At 73.6% G+C, this 23,940-nt stretch carries 29 protein-coding genes; 12 read left to right on the forward strand and 17 right to left on the reverse strand.

What is annotated here, in order from left to right; all coding sequences use genetic code 11:
• A partial coding sequence (locus A6V29_RS21300; RefSeq protein ID WP_212719316.1) for a hypothetical protein occupies positions 1-313 on the forward strand: 313 nt, incomplete at its 5' end.
• A gap of 219 nt (positions 314-532) precedes the next feature.
• Positions 533-1,168, forward strand: coding sequence for a ribonuclease FAU-1 family protein (locus A6V29_RS12120; RefSeq protein ID WP_137160529.1), 636 nt, complete (start codon positions 533-535; stop codon positions 1,166-1,168).
• 42 nt (positions 1,169-1,210) lie between these two features.
• Here A6V29_RS12120 and A6V29_RS12125 read toward each other — a convergent pair whose 3' ends face one another.
• From A6V29_RS12125 to A6V29_RS12145, 5 genes are all read right to left on the reverse strand, one after another.
• Positions 1,211-1,960 (reverse strand): hypothetical protein, encoded by a 750-nt coding sequence (locus A6V29_RS12125; protein ID WP_137160530.1) that lies wholly within the window; start codon positions 1,958-1,960, stop codon positions 1,211-1,213.
• A gap of 157 nt (positions 1,961-2,117) precedes the next feature.
• On the reverse strand, positions 2,118-2,594 hold the full coding sequence (locus tag A6V29_RS12130; protein ID WP_137160531.1) for an SRPBCC family protein: 477 nt from the start codon (positions 2,592-2,594) through the stop codon (positions 2,118-2,120).
• Between the two features lie 73 nt (positions 2,595-2,667).
• Positions 2,668-3,285, reverse strand: coding sequence for a methyltransferase family protein (locus A6V29_RS12135; protein ID WP_137160532.1), 618 nt, complete (start codon positions 3,283-3,285; stop codon positions 2,668-2,670).
• A gap of 58 nt (positions 3,286-3,343) precedes the next feature.
• A complete protein-coding gene (locus tag A6V29_RS12140) occupies positions 3,344-4,309 on the reverse strand; it encodes a quinone oxidoreductase family protein (protein ID WP_137160533.1) in 966 nt (321 codons plus the stop codon).
• 43 nt (positions 4,310-4,352) lie between these two features.
• Positions 4,353-6,125, reverse strand: coding sequence for an acyclic terpene utilization AtuA family protein (locus A6V29_RS12145; RefSeq protein WP_137160534.1), 1,773 nt, complete (start codon positions 6,123-6,125; stop codon positions 4,353-4,355).
• Positions 6,126-6,217: 92 nt separating this feature from the next.
• On the opposite strand from A6V29_RS12145, the gene A6V29_RS12150 reads away from it, so the two are divergent.
• Positions 6,218-7,321 carry a pectin acetylesterase-family hydrolase gene (locus A6V29_RS12150; RefSeq protein ID WP_137160535.1) on the forward strand — a complete coding sequence of 368 codons (1,104 nt, stop codon included), beginning with the start codon at positions 6,218-6,220 and terminating at the stop codon, positions 7,319-7,321.
• A gap of 49 nt (positions 7,322-7,370) precedes the next feature.
• Positions 7,371-8,624: an amidohydrolase gene (locus A6V29_RS12155; RefSeq protein ID WP_170977845.1), complete on the forward strand. Its 1,254-nt coding sequence runs from the start codon at positions 7,371-7,373 to the stop codon at positions 8,622-8,624.
• Positions 8,625-8,715: 91 nt separating this feature from the next.
• On the opposite strand, the gene A6V29_RS12160 is transcribed toward A6V29_RS12155, so the two are convergent.
• The 3 genes from A6V29_RS12160 to A6V29_RS12170 are packed head-to-tail and all read right to left on the reverse strand — an operon-like array spanning position 8,716 to position 11,723.
• On the reverse strand, positions 8,716-9,480 hold the full coding sequence (locus A6V29_RS12160; RefSeq protein WP_137160536.1) for an SDR family oxidoreductase: 765 nt from the start codon (positions 9,478-9,480) through the stop codon (positions 8,716-8,718).
• Between the two features lie 27 nt (positions 9,481-9,507).
• A complete protein-coding gene (locus A6V29_RS12165; protein ID WP_137160537.1) occupies positions 9,508-10,920 on the reverse strand; it encodes a serine hydrolase domain-containing protein in 1,413 nt (470 codons plus the stop codon).
• Complete coding sequence (locus A6V29_RS12170) at positions 10,917-11,723, reverse strand: SDR family NAD(P)-dependent oxidoreductase (protein WP_137160538.1); 807 nt, start codon at positions 11,721-11,723, stop codon at positions 10,917-10,919. The genes A6V29_RS12165 and A6V29_RS12170 overlap by 4 nt, the downstream gene beginning before the upstream one ends.
• Before the next feature lie 112 nt (positions 11,724-11,835).
• Here A6V29_RS12170 and A6V29_RS20955 point away from each other — a divergent pair, with 112 nt between their 5' ends.
• Entirely contained in the window at positions 11,836-12,006 is a 171-nt protein-coding gene (locus A6V29_RS20955; RefSeq protein ID WP_170977846.1) for a hypothetical protein, read from the forward strand.
• A gap of 8 nt (positions 12,007-12,014) precedes the next feature.
• Here A6V29_RS20955 and A6V29_RS20960 read toward each other — a convergent pair whose 3' ends face one another.
• Entirely contained in the window at positions 12,015-12,185 is a 171-nt protein-coding gene (locus A6V29_RS20960; RefSeq protein WP_170977847.1) for a hypothetical protein, read from the reverse strand.
• 125 nt (positions 12,186-12,310) lie between these two features.
• Between A6V29_RS20960 and A6V29_RS12175 the strand changes: the two genes are divergently transcribed.
• From A6V29_RS12175 to A6V29_RS12190, 4 genes are all read left to right on the forward strand, one after another.
• The gene (locus A6V29_RS12175) at positions 12,311-13,591 is read left to right on the forward strand and encodes a lipase family alpha/beta hydrolase (RefSeq protein ID WP_137160539.1); all 1,281 of its coding nucleotides are present in this window, start codon (positions 12,311-12,313) and stop codon (positions 13,589-13,591) included.
• A 75-nt stretch (positions 13,592-13,666) separates the two neighbouring features.
• Positions 13,667-14,536, forward strand: a complete 870-nt coding sequence (locus tag A6V29_RS12180) for a lysophospholipid acyltransferase family protein (RefSeq protein ID WP_137160540.1) — start codon at positions 13,667-13,669, stop codon at positions 14,534-14,536.
• Between the two features lie 64 nt (positions 14,537-14,600).
• Positions 14,601-14,810 (forward strand): DUF4177 domain-containing protein, encoded by a 210-nt coding sequence (locus tag A6V29_RS12185; protein WP_137160541.1) that lies wholly within the window; start codon positions 14,601-14,603, stop codon positions 14,808-14,810.
• Positions 14,807-15,361, forward strand: a complete 555-nt coding sequence (locus tag A6V29_RS12190) for a DUF4334 domain-containing protein (RefSeq protein ID WP_137160542.1) — start codon at positions 14,807-14,809, stop codon at positions 15,359-15,361. The genes A6V29_RS12185 and A6V29_RS12190 overlap by 4 nt, the downstream gene beginning before the upstream one ends.
• On the opposite strand, the gene A6V29_RS12195 is transcribed toward A6V29_RS12190, so the two are convergent.
• From A6V29_RS12195 to A6V29_RS12205, 3 genes are read right to left on the reverse strand one after another with little or no spacing between them, the layout of a single operon-like run.
• Entirely contained in the window at positions 15,345-15,752 is a 408-nt protein-coding gene (locus tag A6V29_RS12195; RefSeq protein WP_137160543.1) for an arsenate reductase ArsC, read from the reverse strand. The genes A6V29_RS12190 and A6V29_RS12195 overlap by 17 nt on opposite strands.
• A complete protein-coding gene (gene arsB / locus A6V29_RS12200) occupies positions 15,749-16,849 on the reverse strand; it encodes an ACR3 family arsenite efflux transporter (RefSeq protein ID WP_137160544.1) in 1,101 nt (366 codons plus the stop codon). The genes A6V29_RS12195 and arsB overlap by 4 nt, the downstream gene beginning before the upstream one ends.
• Positions 16,846-17,190 (reverse strand): ArsR/SmtB family transcription factor, encoded by a 345-nt coding sequence (locus A6V29_RS12205; RefSeq protein ID WP_170977848.1) that lies wholly within the window; start codon positions 17,188-17,190, stop codon positions 16,846-16,848. Before A6V29_RS12205 ends, arsB begins: the two co-directional genes overlap by 4 nt.
• A gap of 130 nt (positions 17,191-17,320) precedes the next feature.
• On the opposite strand from A6V29_RS12205, the gene A6V29_RS12210 reads away from it, so the two are divergent.
• Positions 17,321-17,803 carry an ArsI/CadI family heavy metal resistance metalloenzyme gene (locus A6V29_RS12210; RefSeq protein ID WP_137160545.1) on the forward strand — a complete coding sequence of 161 codons (483 nt, stop codon included), beginning with the start codon at positions 17,321-17,323 and terminating at the stop codon, positions 17,801-17,803.
• Between the two features lie 64 nt (positions 17,804-17,867).
• Positions 17,868-18,833, forward strand: coding sequence for a hypothetical protein (locus A6V29_RS12215; protein ID WP_137160546.1), 966 nt, complete (start codon positions 17,868-17,870; stop codon positions 18,831-18,833).
• Positions 18,834-18,839: 6 nt separating this feature from the next.
• Here A6V29_RS12215 and A6V29_RS12220 read toward each other — a convergent pair whose 3' ends face one another.
• From A6V29_RS12220 to A6V29_RS12230, 3 genes are all read right to left on the reverse strand, one after another.
• Positions 18,840-19,718, reverse strand: a complete 879-nt coding sequence (locus A6V29_RS12220; RefSeq protein ID WP_137160547.1) for a YihY/virulence factor BrkB family protein — start codon at positions 19,716-19,718, stop codon at positions 18,840-18,842.
• Between the two features lie 3 nt (positions 19,719-19,721).
• A complete protein-coding gene (locus tag A6V29_RS12225) occupies positions 19,722-20,654 on the reverse strand; it encodes a GGDEF domain-containing protein (RefSeq protein ID WP_137160548.1) in 933 nt (310 codons plus the stop codon).
• Between the two features lie 73 nt (positions 20,655-20,727).
• Positions 20,728-22,155: an NAD(P)/FAD-dependent oxidoreductase gene (locus A6V29_RS12230; protein ID WP_137160549.1), complete on the reverse strand. Its 1,428-nt coding sequence runs from the start codon at positions 22,153-22,155 to the stop codon at positions 20,728-20,730.
• A gap of 112 nt (positions 22,156-22,267) precedes the next feature.
• Between A6V29_RS12230 and A6V29_RS12235 the strand changes: the two genes are divergently transcribed.
• A complete protein-coding gene (locus A6V29_RS12235) occupies positions 22,268-22,936 on the forward strand; it encodes an alpha/beta fold hydrolase (RefSeq protein WP_137160550.1) in 669 nt (222 codons plus the stop codon).
• Positions 22,937-22,942: 6 nt separating this feature from the next.
• Here the strand turns inward: A6V29_RS12235 and A6V29_RS12240 are convergent, their stop codons facing one another.
• Both A6V29_RS12240 and A6V29_RS12245 read right to left on the reverse strand, forming a co-directional pair.
• Positions 22,943-23,290 carry a hypothetical protein gene (locus tag A6V29_RS12240; RefSeq protein WP_137160551.1) on the reverse strand — a complete coding sequence of 116 codons (348 nt, stop codon included), beginning with the start codon at positions 23,288-23,290 and terminating at the stop codon, positions 22,943-22,945.
• A 33-nt stretch (positions 23,291-23,323) separates the two neighbouring features.
• Positions 23,324-23,851: a hypothetical protein gene (locus A6V29_RS12245; RefSeq protein ID WP_249933193.1), complete on the reverse strand. Its 528-nt coding sequence runs from the start codon at positions 23,849-23,851 to the stop codon at positions 23,324-23,326.
• Positions 23,852-23,940: the final 89 nt, after the last annotated feature.

Genomic DNA, 23,940 nt, shown 5'->3' on the forward strand with positions numbered 1-23,940 from the left:
ACCGGCCCCAGGACGGTTCACAGCCAAGATCAAGAACACTGTCGAGCCCTGGACTCGCGACGCCATCACCGCCGCCCTTGGCATCACCAGCGACGACACCAGCACGCCCCATCAACGATTCGTCAGGGACCTCTTCCTCGACCCCATTCGTTGGGACGGCATCAGCCCACGAGTCGACAACGGCCAACACCGCATCTGCCGTGCACGAGTCGCCGGAGTCGACCGAATCATGGTGGGTCACACCCGGGACGAGCAGGCAGCCCTGGCACACCGCAAAGCCGCAGGGATCCTCCGCACTGCACTTGCGCGCTAGAGTCACGACCGTGCCCCTGACCAGGGCGAACAGCGCCACACCCCCTGGCCTCCAAGATCATTGCAGTCTCGTTTGCAGTCTCATTCACTTGAGGTTTCCCAGCTGACTGATCACCAGCTAGCCCGTACGACACCGGCGCCCCGGTCCACCTCGCGTGGGCCGGGGCGCCGGCGTCTCCGCCGGTGCGACGTCCGGACGTGCTCGTGCCACGATCCCTGCGTGGGCTGGAGACCCGGCGACGTCGTCGTCCACCAGGAGGTGTGGCGCGACCGCATCTGGGCGGCGCGGCCGCTCGTCGTCGTCGAGGACTCGCCGGACCGCATGCTGTTCTGGCTGCCGGCCGGCACACGACGCAAGGTCCCCATGACCCCTCCGCACCGCGACGATCCGGGAAATCGGACCGCCCGGATCATCGAGCTCCTCGAGCGGGGCGACTGGATCCACGTCGACCACGTCGGGGACCTTTCGTGCCTGTGGATCCTTCGCCCGGGCGAATGGCACGCGACGTGGGTCAGCTTCCGGCCGTCGGGGGAGCAGTTCGCGTTCTACGTCAACCTGCAGCGGCCGTTCCGGCGAACCGCGCTCGGCATCGAGTCGATGGACCTCATGCTCGACGTCGTCGCCACCCCGGACCGGATCTGGTCCTGGAAGGACGACGACGAGTTCGAGCGGATCCTGCAGCGCGGCATCTTCGACGCCGACCTCGGCCGACGGGTCCGCTCCGAGGCGCTCGACGTCATCGGCCGGCTCGAGCGCAACGAGCCGCCGTTCGGCGAGGGCTGGCATCGATGGCGGCCCGATCCCGCATGGCCGGTCCCGGTGCTGCCGAGCGGGTGGGCCGACCTCCCGCGCTGACAGCGAATGGCCGCTCGTGGGCCCCGCGCACCTCCTGCCGCATCATCTCTCGTGAGGGAAGCCCACGACCGCGCCGGCTCCGGCGGGGTGCGGCACGTCGGCGAACAGGTCGACCAGGCGGTCCCACCGGTTCCGCCGACCCGGCGGGAAGCGCGTCTCGGCGCGACGCCGTCGGGACGACCCCTGCGCGTACCAGCGCCGAGCCCAGTACGACTGCGGGCGAGCGAGCCGCACCGCTCCCACGGCCGCGACCACCGGGACGAAGACACCGACCACTCCCAGCACGGTGCGGCCCTTGAGGATCGCCACCAGCGCCAACCCCAAGCCGGCCACCACCGTGATCGCGATCGGGACGTCCCCGGGGAGTTGCTCGGCGTCGAAGGGATTGGCCCCGACGAGCAGCAGGCAGCCCACCACCGTGGCCAGCAGCACCGCGTCGATCGACGCGCGGCCCTGCTGCGACCAGTACACGTCCTCGAGGTGCAGCCACAGCGCGAACTCGTCCAACGTCAGCGCCGCCCCGATGCCGAAGAACACCGCGAGGACGTGCAGCCAGCCGCCGTCCGGCCGGTAGGTCAGGTTCACCAGCCCGGTCACCAGCAGCAGGAAGATGCCGTACACCTCGTGGTGGATGTGGACACCGCCTGCGCTGACGTCGCGGAACGGCCCGCGACCGGTACGGATGGCATGCGTGACGAACCGGGTGACCAGGAAGGTCGTCAGGAACGCCGCCAGCACCCAGGCGATGACGACGCGGCGACCGGTGAGCGGCGCGAGGAGATCGACGTCCACGCCGGCCGCGTGCCTTCGGTCTCAGCCCCGCGGCAGGCGCCCGGCGCCGCCCGTCGCCCAGCCGTCGTGGGCCTTCTCTCGACTCACCGCTCCACCGTCACGGATCGGCCACGTGCACCCCAGAGCACTAGGTCCCCTCAGGCTGGCACTTCCCCGCTCAGGCCGGGGCCCCTCCACCCGGACCTCCGCGCTCGGCCGCCGCCGCGATGTCGGCCAGGTCCTTCTCCAGCGCCTTCGTCACCGAGCGCCGCACCAGCGGGCCGGTGATCGCGGCGAGGACCCGCCCCACCGTGCTGGTCGGGCGGCCGCCGAAGGTCATCGTCACGTCGGTTCCGCCGCTTCCGGACGGCGCGAAGGTGAACGTCGAGACGTAGTGCGCGCCCGCACTCGAGGCCTCGACGGTGTAGGACCGAGGCGGCGCCACCGCGGTCACCGTCATCTCCTCGGTCGCCGAGCGGCCCATCATCGTGCGCGTCTCGCGCCACCGGGTGCCGACGCCGAACGGGCCCGGCGTGAGAACCTCCACGGCGTCGATCCCGCTGATCACCTGCGGCGAGCCCGCGAGGTCGGTCGCCACCCCCCACACCTGCTGCACCGGCGCCGCTACGTGCCGACGCACCTCCACGTCCTGCATGCTGCCTCGCTCCTCCGGCTGCGCGATGCCGCCGTCCGGCTCCGCCGCGACAGCCTCCCACCCCGGTACGACATCAGGCCCTGGTCGTCTCACCGGCGGAGGCCGGCAGGCGACCGACTCCGGGCACGAACCGGCCCGCCCGTGCTGCGTACGCGGAGTACGCCGCGCCGTGCACCGCTCGCAGGTACGGCTCCTCGACCGCCCGCACCTGCACCTGCACCGCGACCACGAGGGCGACCAGCGCCGCGATGCTGATCCAGGTCGGCACCACCAGCACGACGCCGAGCTGGGCGACGACCATCGCGGTGAAGATCGGGTTGCGCACGTGGGCGAACACGCCGGTGGTCACCAGCTCGGTGCGTTCCGCGCGGTCGACGCCGATCCGCCAGGACGCGCCCATGCCGGTCTGGGCGGCCAGCGTCGCCAGGAAGCCGCCCAGCGCGACCACGAGTCCGATCACCTGCACCGCCGGCGGCGGGTCCGCGGTCACCGTGCCGGTCACGGCGAGCAGCGGCCCGGCGAACCCCAGCAGGACGGCGACCACGAACAGGACGCCGCCCCACCACTCGACGTCGGCGGGTGTGCCGGAGATGCCGCGGAAACCGGTATCGCCGGTGCTCCGGCGCTGCATCCACGAGCGCACGCCGAAGAGCACCGCGACAGCCAGCACGTAGAGAACGAGCGCACTCATCGGCATCGGCCGATGATAGCGAGACTCGCCGGTCAGTCCAGCGGGTGTCCGCCCGAGATCAGGGGATGAGGACGACGCGCCCCACGGCTCGCCGGCTCTCGATGTACTCGTGCGCGGCGGCGGCCGCCGACAGCGGGAAGGTGCGGTCGACGAGCACGGTCAGCCGGCCGGCGGCGACGTCGTCCACCAGGTCCTGCACCATGCCCTGCACCCGCGGCGTGGTGATCTCCCCACCCAGGTAGACGCCGGTCAGCGACTGGTTCTGCATCCCCAGAACGCCGGCGTTGAACGGCGTGAAGTCCCGCCCGGCGTTGCCCACGGTGATCGCGCGGCCCCGACGGCCCAGGCAGGCGACGGACTGCTGCAGGGTCGAGCCGCCCACGGAGTCGACGACCAGCTGGACGCCGCGTCCGCGGTCGGTGAGGGCGCGCACCTCGTCGACCCAGCCGTGGCGGGAGTAGTCGACGGCGTGGTCCAGGCCGAGCTCGGCGAGCGGCTCGAGCCGGGACAGCGACGACGCCGTCGCGATGACCGTCGCCCCGGCCCGCTTGGCCAGCTGGATCGCGGCCACGCCCACCCCGCCGGCACCGGCCTGGATGAGCACGGTCTCGCCCTCCTGCAGCCGGCCGAACTCGAAGAGGCAGTCGTGCGCGGTGCCGAACGCGACCGGCACGCAGGCGGCGGCGGCGATGTCCGCGCCCTCCGGCACCTTCCACGTGGTGCGCGCCGAGACCGCGAAGAGCTCGGCGTGCGAGCCATGGCTGCTGGTGGCCACCACCCGGTCACCGACCGCGCGATCGGTGACGTCGTCCGCCACGGCGACGATCGTCCCGGCGGCCTGGTACCCGACGATGTGCGGCGTCGAGAGCAGCGGGCCGCCGAGCCGGTTGAGGGTGTCGCCGCCCTCGATCGAGACGGCCTCCACCCGGATGAGCACCATGCCGGGGCCCACCTCCGGGTCGGCGACGTCCTCGTACTGGAGGACGTCGGGGGAGCCGTTGCGGTAGTAGACGGCGGCCTTCATGGGTGCGCTCCTGATCGTCGTGTGGTGGGGGTCACGGGAGGGGTCAGCCGAGCAACTCCTTCGGCACCTGCACGTATTTCGACCGCAGGTACTCACCGACCGACTTCCCGATCTGGTCGACCCGCAGGTTCGACGAGCCGCCCGTGCCCAGCAGCCCCTCGAGCACGAAGTGCACGGCCCGCAGCTGCGGGAACTCGTGCCGCCGCAGCGTCAGGTCAACGGCCTCGGGCATGAGCGCCCGCAGCCCGTCGCTGGTCAGCGTCGTCCGCAGCCACTCCCAGTGCGCGGGGTCGCTCACCCACAGCCCGACGTTGCAGTTGCCGCCCTTGTCGCCCGCCCGCGCGTGGGCCAGCTCGCCCAGGGGCACCCGCCGGCCGCCGGCCGGCGCACCACCCGAGGGCTCGGCGTGCACGGGCTGCCGGATCTCGTCGTCTGTCGCCACCCGCGACGGGGTCGGGGCGTCGAGCACCGTGCCGTCGTCCATGACCGCCCGGTGCACGAGCACCTCGGCCGGCAGCAGGGCCGGCCAGTAGTCGATGCGGGGCCACGGTTCGCGCGCCGCCTGCGCGTGCCCGTCGTGGTGGAACCCCGGGAAGCCCTGCAGGTACAGGCTGCCCACCGCCTGGGGGAAGGCGCGCAGCTGCTCCCGCTCCCGGGCGGTGGCGATCACCCGGATCGGCACGGTCGCCTCCCACTGCGTGGCGGGATCCGGCGCCGCCGTCCCGAGGGCGGTCACGTCCAACTGGTCGACGACGCCGTCGAGCACCAACCCCAGCTGCTCGCGCAGCAGCGCCACCTTCTCGGCCACGTTCGGGGAGGTGCAGAACAGCATCGTGGAGATCTCGTAGCCGATCGGTGCGAAGACGGCGACCTTCGCGGTGGCCGGCGGCGGCGACCCGGTCACCGGGCCGATCGCCACCCGGTCCGGGCCGACCTGGGACAGGACGACGCTGTCGAGGTGCACCGTGGCGTCCGGGTTGAGGTACCGCGGGCCCTGGATCTCGTACACCAGCTGCGCGGTCACCGTGTCCACGGTGACCATGCCGCCGTCGCGCGCGTGCTTGGTGATCACGCTGCTGCCGTCGGCCGAGACCTCGGCGATCGGGAAGCCGGGCCGGGCCATCCCGGGCACCGAGCGGAACCCGGAGAAGTTGCCGCCGGTGGCGTGCGCGCCGCACTCGATGATGTGCCCCGCGGTGACCGCCCCGGCCAGCGCATCCCAGTCGTCCGGCGTCCACCCGTGCCACCAGGCGGCCGGGCCCACGGTGAGCGAGGCGTCGGTGACCCGCCCGGTGATGACGATGTCGGCCCCGGCCGCCAGCGCCTCGGCGATGCCGAAGCCGCCCAGGTAGGCGTTCGCCGCGATCGGCTCGACGCCCCAGTCCTTGAGCGGCGCGTCGGTGTCGAGGTTCTCCATCGCCAGCCCCTCGGCGTGGAACTCGTCGAGCCGGTCGACGAGGTTGTCGCCCTCGACGTGGGCGACGCGCAGCGAGAGCCCGGCGTCGGCCACCAGCCGGCGCAACGCGGCGGCCATCCCGGCCGGATCGAAGCCGCCGGCGTTGCTGACGATCTTCACGCCCCGCTCGGCGATCGCCGGCAGGTGCGGCGCCAGCTGCCGCAGGAAGTAGGCGACGTAGCCGCCGCGCTCCGGGTTCTGCCGGTAGCTGGTAGCCAGCCCCGCGAGGGTCACCTCGGCCAGGTAGTCGCCCATCAGCACGTCGACGGGATCTCCGGCGAGCGCCTCCTCGATCGCGGTGAACCGGTCGCCGAGGTAGCCGGAGAAGTTGCCGATGCGGATCGGCTCGCGCGCGCTCATGGTCGGACGCTAACGCGCCCCTGGAAACGCCGGGCCCACCGGCCGGAGCGGCCCCCGCACGGACGGTGACGAGGCGCCCATACGATCCGATCATGTTCCGTCGTGCGCTCCCGCCCCTCGTCGCCGTCCTGACCGTCTCCGGCCTCGCCGCCTGCTCCGGGGGCGGGACCGACGAGTCGGCCGCGGAGACCGCGGGCACGGTCGAGCGCCCGGCCGCCGAGGCGATCGCCTGGGAGCAGGTCGTCGCCCCCGAGGACTGCGAGTGCAGCGACGGGTCGGAGTACCACTACTGGGTCCACCGGGGCGACGCCGACCGGGTGGTCTTCTTCCTCGAGGGCGGCGGCGCCTGCTTCAGCGCCGAGACCTGCGCCCCCGGGGCGGGCGCCACCTACACCACCGACCTGGAGGGGCGCCTCGACGACGGCCCCGGCTTCCGCGGCCGCGCGGCCGACGCCGGCCTGCTCGACCTGGACAACCCGGAGAACCCGCTCGCCGGCGCCAGCGTCGTCTACGTGCCCTACTGCACCGGCGATCTGCACCTCGGCACCACCACCCAGGACTACGGCGACGGCGTCGTCGTCGAGCACAAGGGCCGCACCAACGCCACGACCGCGCTCGAGACGCTGGCCGCCGAGTTCCCCGACGCCGAGGAGGTCGTCGTGCTCGGGCAGAGCGCCGGCTCCGCGGCGGCGCCGCTCTACGGCGGTCTGGCCCACGACCTGCTGCCCGACGCCGAGGTCACCGTGCTCGCCGACGCGTCCGGCGCCTACCCCGCCGACGAGCTGATCACCACGGCCATCGGCGGCCTCTGGGGCATCTTCGACCAGCTGCCGGACTGGCCCGAGGCGGCCGGCGACCCGCTCACCGCGTGGTCGCTGCCCGGCCTGTTCGTGCAGACCGGCGAGCACGTCCCCGGCGTCCGGCTCGCCACGATCAACACCGCCGACGACGACGTGCAGCGGCAGTTCTCCGACCGGATCGGCAAGGCCGGCACCCCGCTCGCCGAGCTGATCGACACCAACAACCGGCTCATCGAGGCAGCCGGCGTCGACCTCGCCTGGTGGGTGGGCCCCGGCGACAAGCACGTGAGCACCGCCGACGACGAGGTGTACAGCGACGAGGTCGTCGGCGTGCGGCTGATCGACTGGATCGCCGACGTCGTCGCCGGCGAGGACGTCGCCGACGTCAGCGGCTGACCCGGGAGGGATACGGTCGGCTCCCGCCCACTGCGAAGGAGCCACCGACGTGAGCCCTGCCGACGTCCTCGCCGACCTGGAGAACATCTACCGGGACCTGCACGCGCACCCCGAGCTCGCCTTCGCCGAGCACCGCACCGCAGGCATCGTCGCCGACCGGCTCCGGGCGCTGGGCTACGAGACGACCACCGGGGTGGGCGGCACCGGCGTCGTCGGCGTCCTGCGCAACGGGCCCGGGCCGACCGCGCTGCTGCGCGCCGACATGGACGCCCTGCCCGTCCACGAAGAGACCGGCCTGCCCTACGCCAGCACGGCGACGGGAACCGCGGCCGACGGCTCGGAGACCCCGGTCATGCACGCCTGCGGGCACGACGTGCACGTCACCTGCCTGCTCGGCGCCGCGGCGACCCTGGCCGCCGAGCGGGGCACCTGGAGCGGCACTCTCCAGGTCCTGTTCCAGCCGGCCGAGGAGGTCGGCGGGGGAGCGCAGTCGATGATCGACGACCGCGTCTTCGACCGCGTCGGCCGTCCGGACGTCGTCCTCGGCCAGCACGTCGCCCCGCTGCCCGCCGGCCTGCTCGGGCTGCGCCGCGGCCCGGCCTTCGCCGGCGCGGACATGCTGCACATCGTGCTGCACGGTCGCGGCGGCCACGGTTCGCGTCCCGAGACCACCGTCGACCCCGTCGTCATGGCAGCGGCGACGGTCATGCGGCTGCAGACGGTCGTCTCCCGCGAGGTCGCCGGGGGCGAGTCCGCCGTCGTCACCGTCGGCGCCCTGCACGCCGGCACCGCCGGGAACGTCATCCCCGAGCGCGCCGAGATGCGGGTGTCCTTGCGCAGTTACGACACCGAGGTGCGCGAGCGGCTGATGACCTCGATCGACCGGATCGTCCGGGCCGAGGCGGCCGCGTCCGGCGCGCCGCAGGAGCCCGAGGTGCACCTCAAGGAGTCCTTCCCGGTGCTGGTCAACGACCCGGATGCCGGTGCACGCACCATCGCCGGCTGGGACCGCGACCTGGGGCCCGGGCTGACCGTCGACCCGGGCCCGGTGACCGGCAGCGAGGACGTCGGGATCCTCGCCACCGCCGCTGGCGTGCCGCTGGTCTACTGGCTGCTGGGCGGGGCCGACCCGGCCGCGTTCGCCGGGGTGACCGACCGCGACGGCCTGCAGCGCGTCGTCCGCGGGCTGCCCTCCAACCACTCGCCGCAGTTCGCGCCGGTCATCGAGCCGACGCTGTCCACCGGCGTGAAGGCGCTCGTCTCGGCGGCGCGCACCTGGCTGCCGGTCGAGGGCCGCGCGTAGGGAGACCGACCGCGACGATGTGCGCAGATGGCGCATTCCCACGCCGAGAACGCGCCATCAGCGCACATCGTCCCGGGTCAGTGGGGCGGTGTCACGTCAGCTTCCGGACGACGGACAGCGGGAGCGTGCGCATGAGGACGCCGATGGGCACCCATGGCCAGGCGGGGACGTAGGCCTTCGCGCGCCGCTTCTCGATGGCGTCGACCATGCTGCGGACGCCCGTCTCGGTGTCGACCAGGAACCGGGTCTTCTGCTGCACGTGGGCGTTCATCTCCGACCGGATGTAGCCGGGGTAGATGACGGAGACGTCCACGCCGGGGATGCGCTCGGACCGCAGCCCCTCGGCGAGCGCGGCCACTCCCGCCTTGGTCGCGGCGTAGGTGGTCATGGCCTTGCGCATGCCCCGCAGCGCGGACATCGACGAGATCAGCACGAGGTGACCGCGGCCCTGGCGGCGGAAGATCTCCAGCGCCGCCTCGGTCTGCGCCAGCGCGCCGACGAAATTCGTCATCGCCGTCGCCCGGTTGGCGTCGGCCCGGCCGGTGCCCAGCGCGGCGCCCTTGCCGATGCCGGCGTTGACGATCACCCGGTCGATGGCGCCGAAGCTCTCGGCGAACCGACCGAACACCGCGGGCACGGCGTCGGCATCGGTGACGTCCAGCGCCGCGGTCTCGACCCGGCGGCCGGTGCGGGCGGTGATCTCGGCGGCGAGCGCGTCGAGCCGTTCGGTGCGCCGGGCGCACAGCGCGAGGTCGTAGCCGAGATCGGCGAACTGGCGGGCCATCTCCTCACCCAGCCCGGCGCTCGCGCCGGTGATGAGGACGACGCCGCTGCTCGTGGGGGAGGTGCTCGACATGCCCGAGACCCTAGGTGCGCGCCGCGCTCAGCTCCCGCGCGCGTCGCGGCGGCGGAGGAACTCGGCCAGCGGTCGGTGCGTCACCCCGCCCAACCGCAGCGCCGCCACCGCGCCGGCGTCGTCCCGCTCCACGGGGACGAGTTCGCCTGCCGGGCCGAAGCCCGGCTGCGGCGCCAGCCTCAGGGTGTCGCCGTCGACGACCTGGAGCTCCTCCATCCCGTGCAGCGGGTCGGGCGCGGTCGGGCGGACCAGCACCAGCCGGCCGCCCAGGTCGACGACGTCGAGCACGCCCCACAGCCCGGCGAACCGGCCGGCGAAGGAGGCGACCGGGGAGCCCTCCGGCGGGGGCGGCACCTCGGCCCGCGGGGTCAGCGCGGCGTCGATGAGCTTGACCACGCCGTGCGCGAGGTCCTCGGCCGGGCCGTCGATGGCGTTGGTCAGGACGCTCACGACCAGTCCGGTGGCCGGGTCGGCGAGGGTGAGCGTGATGTGCCCCGGCCAGCCGCCGCTGTGGCCGACCAGCTGCCGGTCGCCGACCGTGGACAGGGCGACGCCGACCCCGTAGCGGCCGGCCTCCGTCCCGTAGGGGATCACCACCGACTCGAGCCGCTGCATGATCCGCCGGGCGTCGTCGGAGATCAGCCGCTCGTCACCGGGGAGCAGCGCAGCCGCGGCGAACGAGCTGAGCTCCTCGGCGGTGGACCAGAACCCGGTGGCCGGGGCGTAGGCGCCGGTGGGCGCGTGGCCGAGGACGAGCCGCTCGTGCTCGCCCAGCAGCAGGGCGGTGTGGCCGGCCGCGTACTCACCGGCCCGGTCGGGATCGTGGTCGGCTCCGGTGCGGGACAGCTCGAGCGGCTCGAGGAGGGCGCTGCGGACGTGCTCGGCGAACGGCCTGCCCGTGACCTCTTCGATGGCGAGCCCGACGAGGGCGTAGCCGACGTTGGAGTACTTGAAGTGCTCGTTGCGCGCGTGCACGGCCCCGCCCTGCAGCACCGCGGCCAGCAGCTCCCCGCGTCCCGGGAATGGGCCCTCCAGCTGCCAGAAGTCGGCGGCCGCGCCGTCGCGGGTGACCCCGGACTGGTGGCCGAGCAGCTCGCGCACGGTGGCGCGGGCGACCGGCGTGCCCGCGAGTTCGGGCACGTAGCGGCCGATCGGGTCGTCGAGCCGCATCCGGTCCGCGTCGACCAGCTGCAGGACGGCGGTGGCCGTGAACGTCTTGGAGTGCGACGCCACGTGGAAGAGGTGCTCGGTGGTCAGCGGGGTGCCGGGGGTGGTGTCCGCGACGCCCACGGCGGTGGAGAGGACGAGCTCGCCCTCGGAGCGGACGGCGACCTGCACGCCCGGGACGCGGCGGTGCGCGGCCTGCGTCTCGAGCCACTGCTGCAGGTAGCCCGCGGCCGCGCGGATCGTCGCGGTCGGGCTGTCGGAGCCGGTGGTCACGACGTGAGGGCGTCCCGCTCGGCGCGGTGGATGCGGGCGCCCATGCCGAGCATCTGCCGGTCGTAGAGCGGACGGGCCAGCCGCTTGGTCCAGAAGGCGATGCGCGCGTTGCGGTCGGGCAGGATCAGGTGGCGCTTGGCGTCGATCCCGCGCACGACCCGCTCCGCGATCTCGTCGGCACCCAGCTTCGCGCCCTCGATCAGCCCGGTGGCGACCGTCTCCATCATCGGGTCGTCACCGCCCAGCGACGCCGCCAGGTTGGTGCGGAAGAACGACGGGCAGACGACCGAGACGTCGATGCCCCAGGGGGCGAGCTCCCAGCGGAGGCTCTCCGACAGCGCGACGACCGCCGCCTTCCCGGCGTCGTAGGACGTCATCGCGGGCGGGTGCACGAGCCCGGCCGCCGAGGCGACGTTCACCAGGTGACCGGAGCCCTGCTCCTTGAGCAGGGGGACGAACGTCCGGCAGCCGGTCACCGCGCCGAGCACGTTGACGTCGAGGACCCGGCGCCAGTGCTCGGCGCCCAGCCGGTCGACCCGGCCGCCCGCCGCGATGCCGGCGTTGTTCACCAGGACGTCCAGCCCGCCGAACTCGGCGCGGACCCGGTCGAGCGCGGTGGCCCAGTCGCCCTCGTCGGTGATGTCGAGGCGCTGGTACTCCGCACCCGCGGGGACGGCGGCCTGCGGGGCCAGGTCGGTGGCCAGGACGCGGTCGCCCCGGGCGGCGAAGCGGGCCGCCAGCGCGGCGCCGAGTCCGGAGGCGCCTCCGGTCACGAGGACGCGGCGGGAATCGGTGGGCTGCATGCCCCGGACCCTAGGGATCCGTCCGGCCTGCCGGGTGACCGACCACCCGATCAGGGCGCCCCCTCAGCACCCGAGGGTGGACGCCGGCGCCGCGTGACGGCAGGCTGCCCGCATGACCGAGAACCGGTTCGCGATCCCGCTGGAGGACCTGGTCGCCGGGGCGCAAGTGGCCCGCGAGGACCAGGTCGAGGTGCAGCAGGACGCCGTCGTCCCGCCGCCGGACGAGGTCCTCGGCGGGCCGTTCTACGGCGACGGCATGTCGGGCGACGTCGACGGCGACTGAGCCGGCGCTCACCTGTTGGGCGGCAGTGACTTCCGGTCGCGCCCGGTCCACCCGAGCATCGCCGTGCCGGCGAACAGCAGCAGGCCGAGCACGGCCAGCCAGAACAGCCCCTCGATGACCGCGCCGAGGATGCTCACGGCCAGCCAGATCACCAGCAGCAGTCCGAGCAGGCGCAGCACGGGAACTCCTCGGGGTCGACGGTCGGGCGCCGTCCACCCTAGGTCGTCCGGCCCGTCGGTGGTCCTGCTTGCCCTGGGCGCGCGCGGGCGGGACCCTCGGAGGAGCCGGCGGCGAGGGGGACGGCATGCGCACCGACGAGGTGCTGGACGCAGCCGAGCTGCTCCGGCTGACGCTGCGGGGCGGCACCGAGCGGGTCCGCGAGGTGCACCAGGGGATCGCCGACCGGGTGTTCACCGCCGTCGGCCCGGTCGGGCTGCCGGTGCGGTGGTGGCACGACGCGGTCGCCGGGATCAGCTACGCCGGCGTGGCGGCGGGCCTGGGTCTCGGCGCGCGGTGGACGGGGCGGGCCGTCGCCGGCCGGGCCAGTGGCAGCGGTCTCGACGAGGCGCGACGCGGCCGGCTGGCGCTGGCCGTGCTCAACGGCGCGCACGGCGACCTGGTGCAGCGCGCGGCACCCGGGCTGGACCTCGGCATGACGGTGCGCGTGGCCGGCCGGGCGGTGGACCTGGATCCGGCGGCGCTGCGCGCCGCGTTCCCGGGAGCCACCGGCCGCATCGCGCTGTTCCTGCACGGGCTCACCGAGACCGAGGACAGCTGGGCCTACGGCGCGGAGAAGCACCACGGCCGCCCCGACGTCACGTACGGCTCGCGGCTGCGGGAGGAACTCGGGCTGACCCCCGTGCACGTGCGCTACAACACCGGCCTGCACATCTCCGACAACGGCCGGTCACTGGCCGCCCTGCTCGCCGCACTGGTGGCGAACTGGCCCGCGCAGGTGCAGGACCTCGTGCTCGTCGGCCACTCCATGGGCGGCCTGGTCGCCCGCAGCGCCCTCCACCAGGCAGGCGGCGGCACCACCGAGGCGCAGGGCTGGACCCACCTCGTGCGGGACACGATCACCCTCGGCTCACCGCACCTGGGCGCCCCGCTGGAGCGCGGGGTGCACCGGCTCGCCGTCCACCTGGCCCGGCTGCCCGAGACCCGCCCGCTGGCCCGGCTGCTGGCGCTGCGCAGCGTCGGCATCAAGGACCTCCGCCACGGCTCCGTGGTCGAGGAGGACTGGGTCGGGCGCGACCTCGACGCCGCCGATCCGGCGACGCCCACCCGCGTGGCGCTGCACGACGGCGCCCGCCACTTCGTCGTCCTGGCGACGCTGAGCCGCGATCCGGTCGGACGGATCGCCGACCTGCTCGGCGACCTGCTCGTGACCCCGCGCAGCGCGCTGGGCGACACCGGCGACGACGAGCGGCTGGCGTTCCCCGCCGACCACGTCCTGCGCCTCGGCGGGCTGAACCACTTCGACCTGCTCGACCATCCGCGCGTGCATGCCCAGATCCGGCGCTGGCTGGAGGCCCGCCCGGAGGGGCCGGTCCCGGACGCTCCCGACGTGCCGGCGGGGCGCTGAGCGGGCAATCTGTCGTCCGCGGCGTGACCTGCGGGGCGCACGGTGCGTTCATCCTTCAGAAGCGAGGGAGCAGCCATGGCCGACGACGGGCAGAACATCCTCAAGCGGTTGATCGACTGGCGCGTGGGGGCGGCGATGGAGCCGCAGCCGCCGAACGAGCTCGTGATGCGGCTGCAGCAGCCGCTGGTCGACCTGCTGGAGAAGTACTGGTTCCGGCTCGAGGTCGAGGGCTGGGACCGGGTGCCCGACCGCACCTGTCTCGTGGTCGGGGTGCACTCCGGCGCTGCGCTGACCATGGACGCCTGGAGCCTGGTCAGCGCCTGGCACAAGCACTTCGAGGGGCGGCGGATCCTGCACGGGACGGCGCACGACGTGCTCATGGCCACCCCGGGCATGGGCGACTACTTCCGGTCGGTCGGCGTCATCGCCGCCAACCGGCGGAGCGTGTCGGCGGCGCTGGAGAACGGTGAGGACGTCGTCGTCTGGCCCGGCGGGGAGGTCGACTCGATGCGCAGCTGGTTCAAGCGCGACATCGCCACGCTCGCCGGCCGCCGGGGCTTCGTGAAGCAGGCGATCCGGTCGGGGGTGCCGATCCTGCCGGTGGCCACGGTCGGCGGCCACGACACCGTCTTCGTCCTCTCGGAGGGCAGGTGGCTGGCCAACGGGCTGGACAAGCTGCTCGGCCTGAAGAAGACCCTGCGCGGGTCGAACCTGCCGATCATCGCCGGCTTCCCGTTCCCCATCGCGATCGAGGTGCTGCCGGCGCACCTCCCCCTACCGGCCAAGATCCGCACCGAACTGCTCGACCCGATCGAGGTCGACGAGGACCCCGAGCGCGCCGACGACGACGCCTACGTGCAGAAGATCTACGACGAGGTCGAGGCGGTCATCCAGGCGGGGATGGACCGCCTCGCCGAGAAGCGCACGCTGCCGGTGCTGGGCTGAGCTCTGTACGGAGCCCTCGCGGACCGGCAGGCTGGGCCATCCACGGACGACGGACGGAGCGGTCATGGCGGCGCGGTACGAGTACAGGGTCGACGAGATCCGCGAGGGGATGATCGGCGGGAAGATGAGCGGCGACAAGCTGCAGAAGGTGCTCAACGACCGGGCCCGGGAGGGCTGGCAGCTCAAGGCGATCACCGCGGTCGAGGTGAAGGGCCGGATCGGGCCGGGCGGCGTCGAGGGCGTGCTCGTCACCTTCGAGCGCCCGGTGGTGTGAGCGTCGGCTCCCTCGACCCGGCCGAGCTCTGGCTGGCCGAGCACCGGGACGGCGTCCCCGCGGACGAGGCGCTGGCGTGGTTCGACTCGCTTCCTCCGGTCGCGCCCGCAGAGATGCTCGGGCGCTGGCAGGGGAGCGGGCTGCCCACCGGCTCCCCGCTCGACGGGCTGCTCGAGGCCTACGGCTGGTACGGCAAGGAGTTCGTCGACGCCGAGACCGCGCACCCGCTGCTGTTCTCCACCGCGTCGGGACCGCGGCCCGTGGACCCGGCGCTGGTGCCGGTCCCCGTGCTGCGCGACCTGCCGGGGCTCGCGCACACGCGCGCCGCCCGGGCGGCGTTCAGGCTCGCGCGCCCGCTGGTGACGACGTCGAAGCCGCGGGCCCGGTTGCGGTCGATCGAGCACCGCGGCGTCGTCACCGCGGCGATGGTCTACGACGCCCTGCCGATCATCGACGTCTTCCGGCGGGTGACCGACCGGACCGTGCTGGGGGTCATGGACCTGCGCGGGCTGCCCGATCCGTTCTTCTTCGTGCTCAGCCGCGAGCGGTGACGCCCAGCTCGGCCAGCAGTCCGCGGATCTTCTCCTCGATCTCGTCGCGGATCGGCCGCACGGCCTCGACACCTCGGCCCGCGGGGTCGTCGAGCGGCCAATCGAGGTAGCGGGTGCCGGGGAAGACCGGGCAGGCGTCGCCGCAGCCCATGGTGACGACGACGTCGGAGGCCTCGACGGCGTCGGTCGTGAGCACCTTCGGCTGCTGGCCGGAGATGTCGATGCCGACCTCGGCCATCGCCTCGACCGCGGCCGGGTTGACCCGGTCGCCGGGCAGCGAGCCCGCCGAGCGGACCTCGACGGCGTCGCCGGCGAGGTGCCGCAGCCAGCCGGCGGCCATCTGCGAGCGTCCGGCGTTGTGCACGCAGACGAACAGCACCGACGGGGTCATGCGCGGACCTCCCCGGGGAACCAGCGGCGACGCGCCGCCAGCGAGACGTAGACGAGGGCGACCAGGACCGGTACCTCGATGAGCGGGCCGACGACGCCGGCCAGCGCCTGGCCGCTGGTGACGCCGAAGGTGCCGATCGCGACCGCGATGGCGAGCTCGAAGTTGTTGCCGGCCGCGGTGAAGGCCAGCGTCGCCGTCTTCGCGTAGCCCAGCCCCAGCCGCATGCCGAGGAGGAACGAGCCGCCGAACATCAGGACGAAGTAGGCCAGCAGCGGCAGCGCGATCCGGACGACGTCCCAGGGGTGGGAGGTGATCGCGTCGCCCTGCAGCGCGAACAGCATGACGATCGTGAACAGCAGGCCGTAGAGCGCGACCGGCCCGATGCGGGGGAGGAACCGCTCCTCGTACCAGGCGCGTCCCTGGCGCCGCTCGCCGATCGTCCGGGTCAGGAAACCGGCCAGCAGCGGGATGCCGAGGAAGACCAGGACGCTCACGACGATCGCCCAGACGCTGAACTCGGCCGACGTCGTCGACAGCCCGAGCCAGCTCGGCAGCACCTGCAGGTAGAACCAGCCGAGCGCGGCGAAGGCCACGATCTGGAACACCGAGTTGAGCGCGACCAGGACGGCGGCGGCCTCGCGGTCGCCGCACGCCAGGTCGTTCCAGATGAAGACCATGGCGATGCAGCGGGCCAGTCCGACGATGATCAGGCCGGTCCGGTACTCGGGGAGGTCGGGCAGCAGCAGCCAGGCCAGGGCGAACATCAACGCCGGGCCGAGCACCCAGTTGAGCACCAGGCTGGCGAGGAGCAGCGTCCGGTCGCCGGTGACGCGGTCCAGTTCGGAGTACCGCACCTTCGCCAGCACCGGGTACATCATCAGCAGCAGCCCGACCGCGATCGGCAGGCTGATGCCGCCGACCTCCACGGCGCTCAGCGCGTCGTCCAGCCCCGGGACCCAGCGGCCCAGCGCCAGACCGAGCGCCATCGCGGCGACGATCCACACCGGCAGGAACCTGTCGAGCGTGGAGAGCTTCTGCAGGACCGGCGCGTCGGCCGGGACGTCGGGGCGCGCGGTCTCGCGGACGGCGTCGCTCACGCGGGCGCGAGCGCTCGTGTCTGGAACAGGCTGGCGACGGCGGCCAGGGCCTCGGGCCTGACCGCGTAGTAGACCCAGACGCCGCGCTTCTCCCGATCGAGCAGGCCGGCGGAGTGCAGCACCTTCAGGTGGTGGCTGATCGTCGCCTGGGTGAGCTCGAAGGCGTCGTTCAGGTCGCACACGCACGCCTCGCCCGTGCTGCTCGAGGCGATCAGGCTGACCAGCCGCAGCCGGACCGGGTCGGCGAGCGCCTTGAGCAGCGGGGCCACCTGATCGGCCTGGTCCGCGGACATGGGCGTGCCGGTCAGCGGGGTGCAGCAGGCGAGGTCGGGCTCGCTCATCGTTCTCTCCTCGAGTCGGCCATCGCCGCTCATCGTAACGATCGACATCGTATTGACAAGCATCGATGCCTGGTGTTCATTCTGCGTCCAGACATCGACATCCGTCGATGTCCATTCCGAGGAGGTCCCCATGTCCCGTGTCCAGCTCGCTCTCCGCGTCGCCGACCTCGAGGCCGCGATCGGCTTCTACTCCCGCCTGTTCGACACCGAGCCGGCCAAGCGCCGTCCGGGATACGCCAACTTCGCGATCACCGAGCCGCCGCTGAAGCTGGTGCTGCTGGAGGGCGCGGCCGGCGAGCCGACCCGCATGGACCACCTCGGCGTCGAGGTGCCGTCCACCGACGAGGTCACCGCGGCCACGAGCCGGCTGGCCGGCGCCGGGCTCGCCACGCGCGTCGAGGAGAGCACCACCTGCTGCTACGCCGTCCAGGACAAGGTCTGGGTGACCGGCCCCGGCGGCGAACCGTGGGAGGTCTACACGGTCACCGGCGACGCGCGGCCCGACCTCGAGGGGAAGACCGCCGTGGAACTCTCCGCCGTCGCCGGGGACGGCAGCTGCTGCCGGCCCGACGGCTCCGAGACCGACGCCCGGGTCGGCGCCTCCTGCTGCTGAGCCCGCTCCCGGGGGGCCAGAAGCGTGATTTTGGCCCCGAGGGTGGACGTGGAAGGGTCGGCGCGTGGACCTGGAGCAGGTGGCCGACGAGCTGTACGAGGTGCCGCCCGAGCAGTTCATCGCGCTTCGCAAGCAGCGGCAGGACGAGGCGAAGGCCGACGGCGACAAGGCGCTGGCCAAGGAGATCGGCGGGCTGGGCAAGCCCTCGGCCGCCGCCTGGGCGTGCAACCTCCTCGTCCGGGCGCACCGTGACGAGATCGTCGACCTCGTCGAGCTCGGCCGGCTCCTCCGCGAGGCCCAGGAGAACCTCGCCGGTGACCAGCTGCGGGCGCTCGACGTCCAGCGCCGGCAGCTCGTCTCGGCGCTCGCCCGGCAGGCGCGCGGGCTCGCCGCCGAGCAGGGGCACCCGGTGAGCACCGCCGTCGCCACCCAGGTGGAGGAGACGCTGCGGGCGGCCATGGCCGATCCCGAGGCCGGGCAGGCGCTGCTCACCGGCCGGCTCACCTCGCCGATGTCCTACAGCGGCCTGGGGACGACGGTGTCGCGGCCGGACCTGCGCCTGGTGCACCCGCCACGGGGGCCGACCCGCCCGGCGAAGGCGGCGGCACCGAGGGCGAAGGCGGCGGGGAAGAAGGCCGCGGGAGAGTCGGCGGCGGGGGAGTCGGCGGCCGACCGGCGGGCGCGCGAGCAGGAGGAGCGCCGGCGGGCGGGCGAGGAGAAGCGGCGTCGCGAGCTGGCCGAGGCCCGTGCCGCGGCGGACCAGGCGACCGCCGCGGCGACGGAGGCCGCGGAGGTGCTGGACGAGGTGCGGCAGCGGGTGGACGAGCTGGGCGCCCGCCGGGCGGAGCTGCAGGAGCGGGTCGAGGCGCTCGCCGACCAGCTGGCCGACGCCGAACGGGAGGCGGCCGACGCGGCGGCGGCGCTCAAGCGGGAGGAGCGGCGGCGGGCCGCCGCCGAGCGGGAGGCGGCCGACGCCGCCGAGGTGCGCGACCGCGCCGTCGCCCGCCTCGACGCCCTCGCCGAGGGCTGACGCGGCTCAGGTCGTCGTCTCCCGGGCGTCCTCGGAGCGGTGACCGGCCCGGCGCAGCATGACCCGGTATCCGATGATCAGGGCGGCGTTGGCCAGCAGCAGCCAGAGGCCGAGCAGCACCGCCGTGGCCAGCGCGGTGGCGCCGTAGCGCTGGGTGAAGTCGGCGAACTCGAGGTAGACGAGGTAGCCGCCGGTGGTCAGGGCGATCAGGCCGACGGCGGTGGCCGCGCCGAACGCGACGTCCCGCCGGCGGGTCTCCGAGAGCTCGAACAGGCTGTAGACCAGGGCGATGAGCGCCCAGAGCACCCCGACGGCGCCGACCCCGAGGATCACCTGCAGCCAGGCCTCGATCCCCAGCAGCTGCGGCACCAGGTAGAGGGTGGCGAGGCCGGAGAAGACGGCGAGGGGGAGCGCCGCGATCACCACGAGGGTCAGCAGCCTGCCCTTCCAGCCGCGGATCCGCTGCCCGGCCTCCGGGGAGATGGCGCTGAACGCGCGGGCGAGCGCAGCCCCGTAGGTCGTCGCCGGCCAGACCGCCGCCACCGCGGCCAGCGGACCGGTGTCCGCGGCGACGTCGATGAGCGCGCGCAGGATGTCGGCGACGGGCAGCTGGTCGGGAGCCTGCCGCGTCACCTCGTCCCCGAGGTCGCGCAGGCTGGACTCGTCCACGAACAGCCCGGCGATCCAGAACCCGAGCAGCACCATGGGCGGCAGCGAGACCATCGCGTAGAACGCGAGGCTGGAGCTGGTGGTGATGAACTCGGGGCTGCGCAACCAGTCCAGCGCCCGGCGCACCGGCTCCGGGAGGCGGTGGAAGTCCTGGGCGAGGCGGTCGCGGAGGCGGCGGATCAGCCGTCGGGTCCGCGGCAGTCGTTCGTCGTCCACGAATCAGGTGCCGCGGCGGGCGGCCTTGCGCAGGTAGAGGTGGTCGTCGGCCCGGCGCAGCATCGCCGACAGGGTGTCACCCGCCTGGGCGGTGGCCAGGCCGACGGTCCAGGAGAACTCGTGGGTGGTCTCGAGTCGGGCGAGCAGTTCCCAGGCGCCGTGCTCGTCGGTCGCCGGCAGGCACAGCACGAACTCGTCGCCGCCGTACCGGCCGAGCAGGTCGGCCTGGCGCAGTCGGCGTGCCCAGCCCCGGGTGAGGTCGCGCAGCAGTGCGTCCCCGGCGCCGTGGCCGTCCCGGTCGTTGACCTTCTTGAAGTCGTCGAGGTCGAGGATGGCGATGGCGAGCGGTTCGCCCGTGCGCAGCGCCCGCGCCAGGTGCCGGGAGGTCTCGGCCTCCCAGCTCCGCCGGTTGGCCACCCCGGTCAGCGGATCGGTGTCCGCGGCCGCCCGGAGTTTCGCGGAGACCCGTCCCTGGATCTCGGTCAGGGCGAGCGCCGTGACCACGATGGGCACCCACGCGACGAGGAAGCCGGTGGGCCCGGAGGCGGCGGCGCCGATGCTGGTCGCCGTCACCAGGAACGCGGCGTATGCCCGCGCTCCGGGCAGCGGCAGCACGTGGGCGGCGTAGAGCGCCGCCGCGATCACCGCCGGGCCGAGCGCGACGATGCCGACCGCCGTCGCCGAGCGCCAGGCCAGCAGCGCGAGCACGACCCCCAGGAACACGATCGCGACCTGGACGCCCCACGGCGGGAGCGCCGCACCCAGGTAGGCGATGACGGTTCCTCCGACGAGGCCGATGGCGCTCAGGGCCACCAGCAGCGGCACCGGGGTGTCCGGGTCCATCGGCCGCGCTGCGCTCAGGAGGGCGAGCGCCCCGCCGACGAGGTAGATCACGGCGAGCAGCGTCGCCGTCACGGTGCGCCGCTGCTGCTCCATGGGCCGCATCATTGCTGTTCGGTCGCGTACCGGAAAGTGGTGTACCGCTGATTCCCTCGCGCGGGCGGCGCCGTCACGCCGATTCGCAGTGGGTGGCGTCCCCTCCCTCGAACACCTGGTCCTTGGGCCCGCCGGTCTTCGAGGCCTCCCAAGCCGGGCCGAGGTGCTCGAGCGCGAGCCGGCCGTAGACCTGCTGCTGGGTGGCCACCCGCTGGGAACGACCGCGGCCGAGGAAGCTGATCAACCAGTGGAAGATCGTGGTGAAGCGGCTCTTGAACCCGACGATGTACATCAGGTGGACGACCAGCCACAGCACCCAGGCCACGAAGCCCTCGAACTTGAGCTTGCCGATCTCGGCCACCGCGGAGAACCGCGAGATCGTCGCCATTGAGCCCTTGTCGAAGTACCGGAACGGCTCCTGCGGCTGCTCCCCCTCCAGCCGCAGCCGGATCGCCTTCGCGGCGTAGCGGCCGCCCTGGATGGCCACCTGGGCGACACCCGGCAGCTTGTCCAGCGCCATCATGTCGCCGACGACGTGGATCTCCGGATGGCCGGGGAGCGTGAGGTCCGACAGCACCGAGATCCGGCCGGCCCGGTCGACCTCCGCACCGGTCTGCTCGCCGAGCATCCGGCCGAGGTCGCTGGCCTGCACTCCGGCCGCCCAGATCTTGGTGGCCGCGTTGATCCGGCGCATCTGGCCGTCGGTGTCCTTGACGTCGATGCCGTCCGCGTCGACGTTGGTGACCATCGCGCCCAGCTGCACCTCCACCCCGATCCGGTTGAGCTGGCGGCGGGCGCGGTCCCCCAGCTTCTCGCCGAACGAGGGGAGGACGGCCGGGGCGCCGTCGAGCAGGACGATCCGTGCGCTACCGGGGTTGATGCGCCGGAAGTCGCGCTTGAGGGTGCGGCGGGCCAGCTCGGCGATCTGGCCGGCCATCTCCACGCCGGTCGGTCCGGCGCCGACGACGACGAAGGTCAGCAGCCTGTCGATCTCGGCCTGGTCGGTCGCGATCTCGGCGAGCTCGAAGGCGCCGAAGATGCGGCCGCGCAGCTCCAGGGCGTCGTCGATGCTCTTCATGCCGGGGGCGAACTCGGCGAAGTGGTCGTTGCCGAAGTACGACTGCCCGGCGCCGGCGGCGACGATCAGCTCGTCGTAGGGGTGCACGGTGGTGCGGCCGAGGACCGTCGAGGTGACGGTGCGCGCGGTGACGTCGATGTCGACGACCTCGCCGAGCAGGGTGGTCACGTTCCGCTGGTGGCGGAGCACCTCGCGGGTGGCGGGCGCGATCTCGCCCTCGGAGAGGATCCCGGTGGCCACCTGGTACAGCAGCGGCTGGAAGAGGTGGTGGCTGGTCTTGCCGATGAGGGTGATGTCGACCGGGGTCCTGGCCAGTGCCTTCACGGCGAAGAGGCCGCCGAACCCGGTGCCGATGATGACGACGCGCGGCCGCTCGGCCGAGGCGCGGCCGCCGGCGGCGGTCCGCTCGGGTGGTGTCGTCATGATGTCTCGATCCTCCTCCTCCGGCCGGAGCGCTCCGGCCGGTCGAGCGATCCACGGCACAGTCTGCCGCGCCCGGCTGGCCGTCGCCGGGTCGGAGCGGTAGACCGCCGGAGTGACTCCTTCGCTCGTCCGAACCGTCGTCGTACCGGGCCTGGGACTCGATGCGCGCTCGTGGTGCGGCGTGCTGAGCCGGCTGCCGGCGTCGTCCCCGGCGACCGTCCTCCCCCTGCCCGGTATGGGCTGCCGGAAACCGGTCCCAGCGCTGGGATCGCTGGCCGACGAGGTGATCGCGAGCCTCGGCGCCGGCCCGGTGGTGCTCGCGGGTCATTCGCAGAGCTGCCAGGTGGTGGCCGCGGTCGCCGAGCGCGATCCGCGCGTGGCCGCCGTCGTCCTGCTCGGGCCCACGACCGATCCGCGGCTGCGCCGGCGGGGCGGGCTGGCCCTCGCCTGGCTCCGGACGGCGGCGGGCGAGCCGTGGCGGCAGGTGCCGCGGCTCCTCGCGCAGTGGCTGCACACCGGGCCGCGCGCCATGGCGGCGCTCTGGCGCCGCCTCGCACCCGACCGGATCGACGAGCGGCTATCCCGGGTGCCGGCGCCGGTCACCGTCGTGCGGGGAGCCCGCGACGTGCTCTGCCGCGCGGACTGGGCCGAGGCGGTGGTCCGTGCCGCGCCCCGGGGCCGGCTGGGGGAGATCGCCGGCGCCGCGCACATGACCGTGCACACGCATCCCGACGAGGTCGCGGCGCTGCTCCGCGGGGAACTCGAGCGCGCCGGGAGGTGACCGGGGTCAGCGGGCCGGCGCGAGCTCCTCGGCCAGGGCGGCGGCGTCGTCGGTGCCGAGGAGCAGGGTGTCGTACCGCTCACCGGTCAGGCTGACCCGGATCGCCGGCTGGTTGCGGCGCACCGAGACGTACGCCTTCTCACCGGGACGCCGCCAGGTGCCGATCGACCGGAGCCCCGGCAGGCCCAGCCCCGGCGCGCGCAGCCCGCGCAGGGCGTCCAGCCCGGCGGGCACCGCCTCGACCGCGGTGATCGCCGAGCGGGGCACCTCGAGGTCGCGGAGCAGGCCGAACACCTTCTCCGCCCGGGTCAGCCGGACGCGCAGCGAGGTGGGGGTCGACTCGATGGTGGCCATGGCTGCCACCGTATCGAGCGACCGCCCCCCGCCTCAGGACCGGCGCCGGGCTGCCTTCGCCTCGAGCTTGGCCTCCTTGGCCGCCTGCTTGGCCTGCTTCGCCGCGACCTTGCGGGCCTTCTTCACCGTCACCCGCGGCCGGCGCTCGATCAGCCCGCGGGTCATCAGCCCGATGCCGATGCCGACGAGCCAGCTGTCCTTGGCCAGGGAGAGCCCCTGCTCGGTGGGCGCCAGGCTGCCGGGCTTCCGCATCCCCGGCGTCTTCAGGTAGAGGCCGAGCAGACCGCCGGAGAACGCGGTGAGCGCGGTGCCGGCGACGAACGTCGGCACGAACGGGGTGAGCAGGGCGGCCCCGATCGCGATCTCCGTCGTCGCCAGGACCTGGGCGAACTGCTTGGGCGGGACGTCCTTCAGGAACGGATAGGTGCCGGACGCGAAACCGTGCATGTACGCGGCGGCGTCCTCGTCGGCACCCCGCTTGCCGAGTCCGCTGTTGAGGATGAACGCGCCGGCGCTGATCCGCGGAGCGATCTCGGACAGGGTGATGGGCAGGTTCAGCATGGCGCACCTGTTCCCATCCCAGCCCCGGTCAACCGTCGATGATGGGCGGCCGGGATCAGGTGACCTGATCCCGGAGCGTCCTCCCTCGT

The organism is Blastococcus sp. CCUG 61487 (assembly GCF_005222955.1).
In the GTDB taxonomy this organism is placed as follows: Bacteria; Actinomycetota; Actinomycetes; order Mycobacteriales; family Geodermatophilaceae; genus Blastococcus.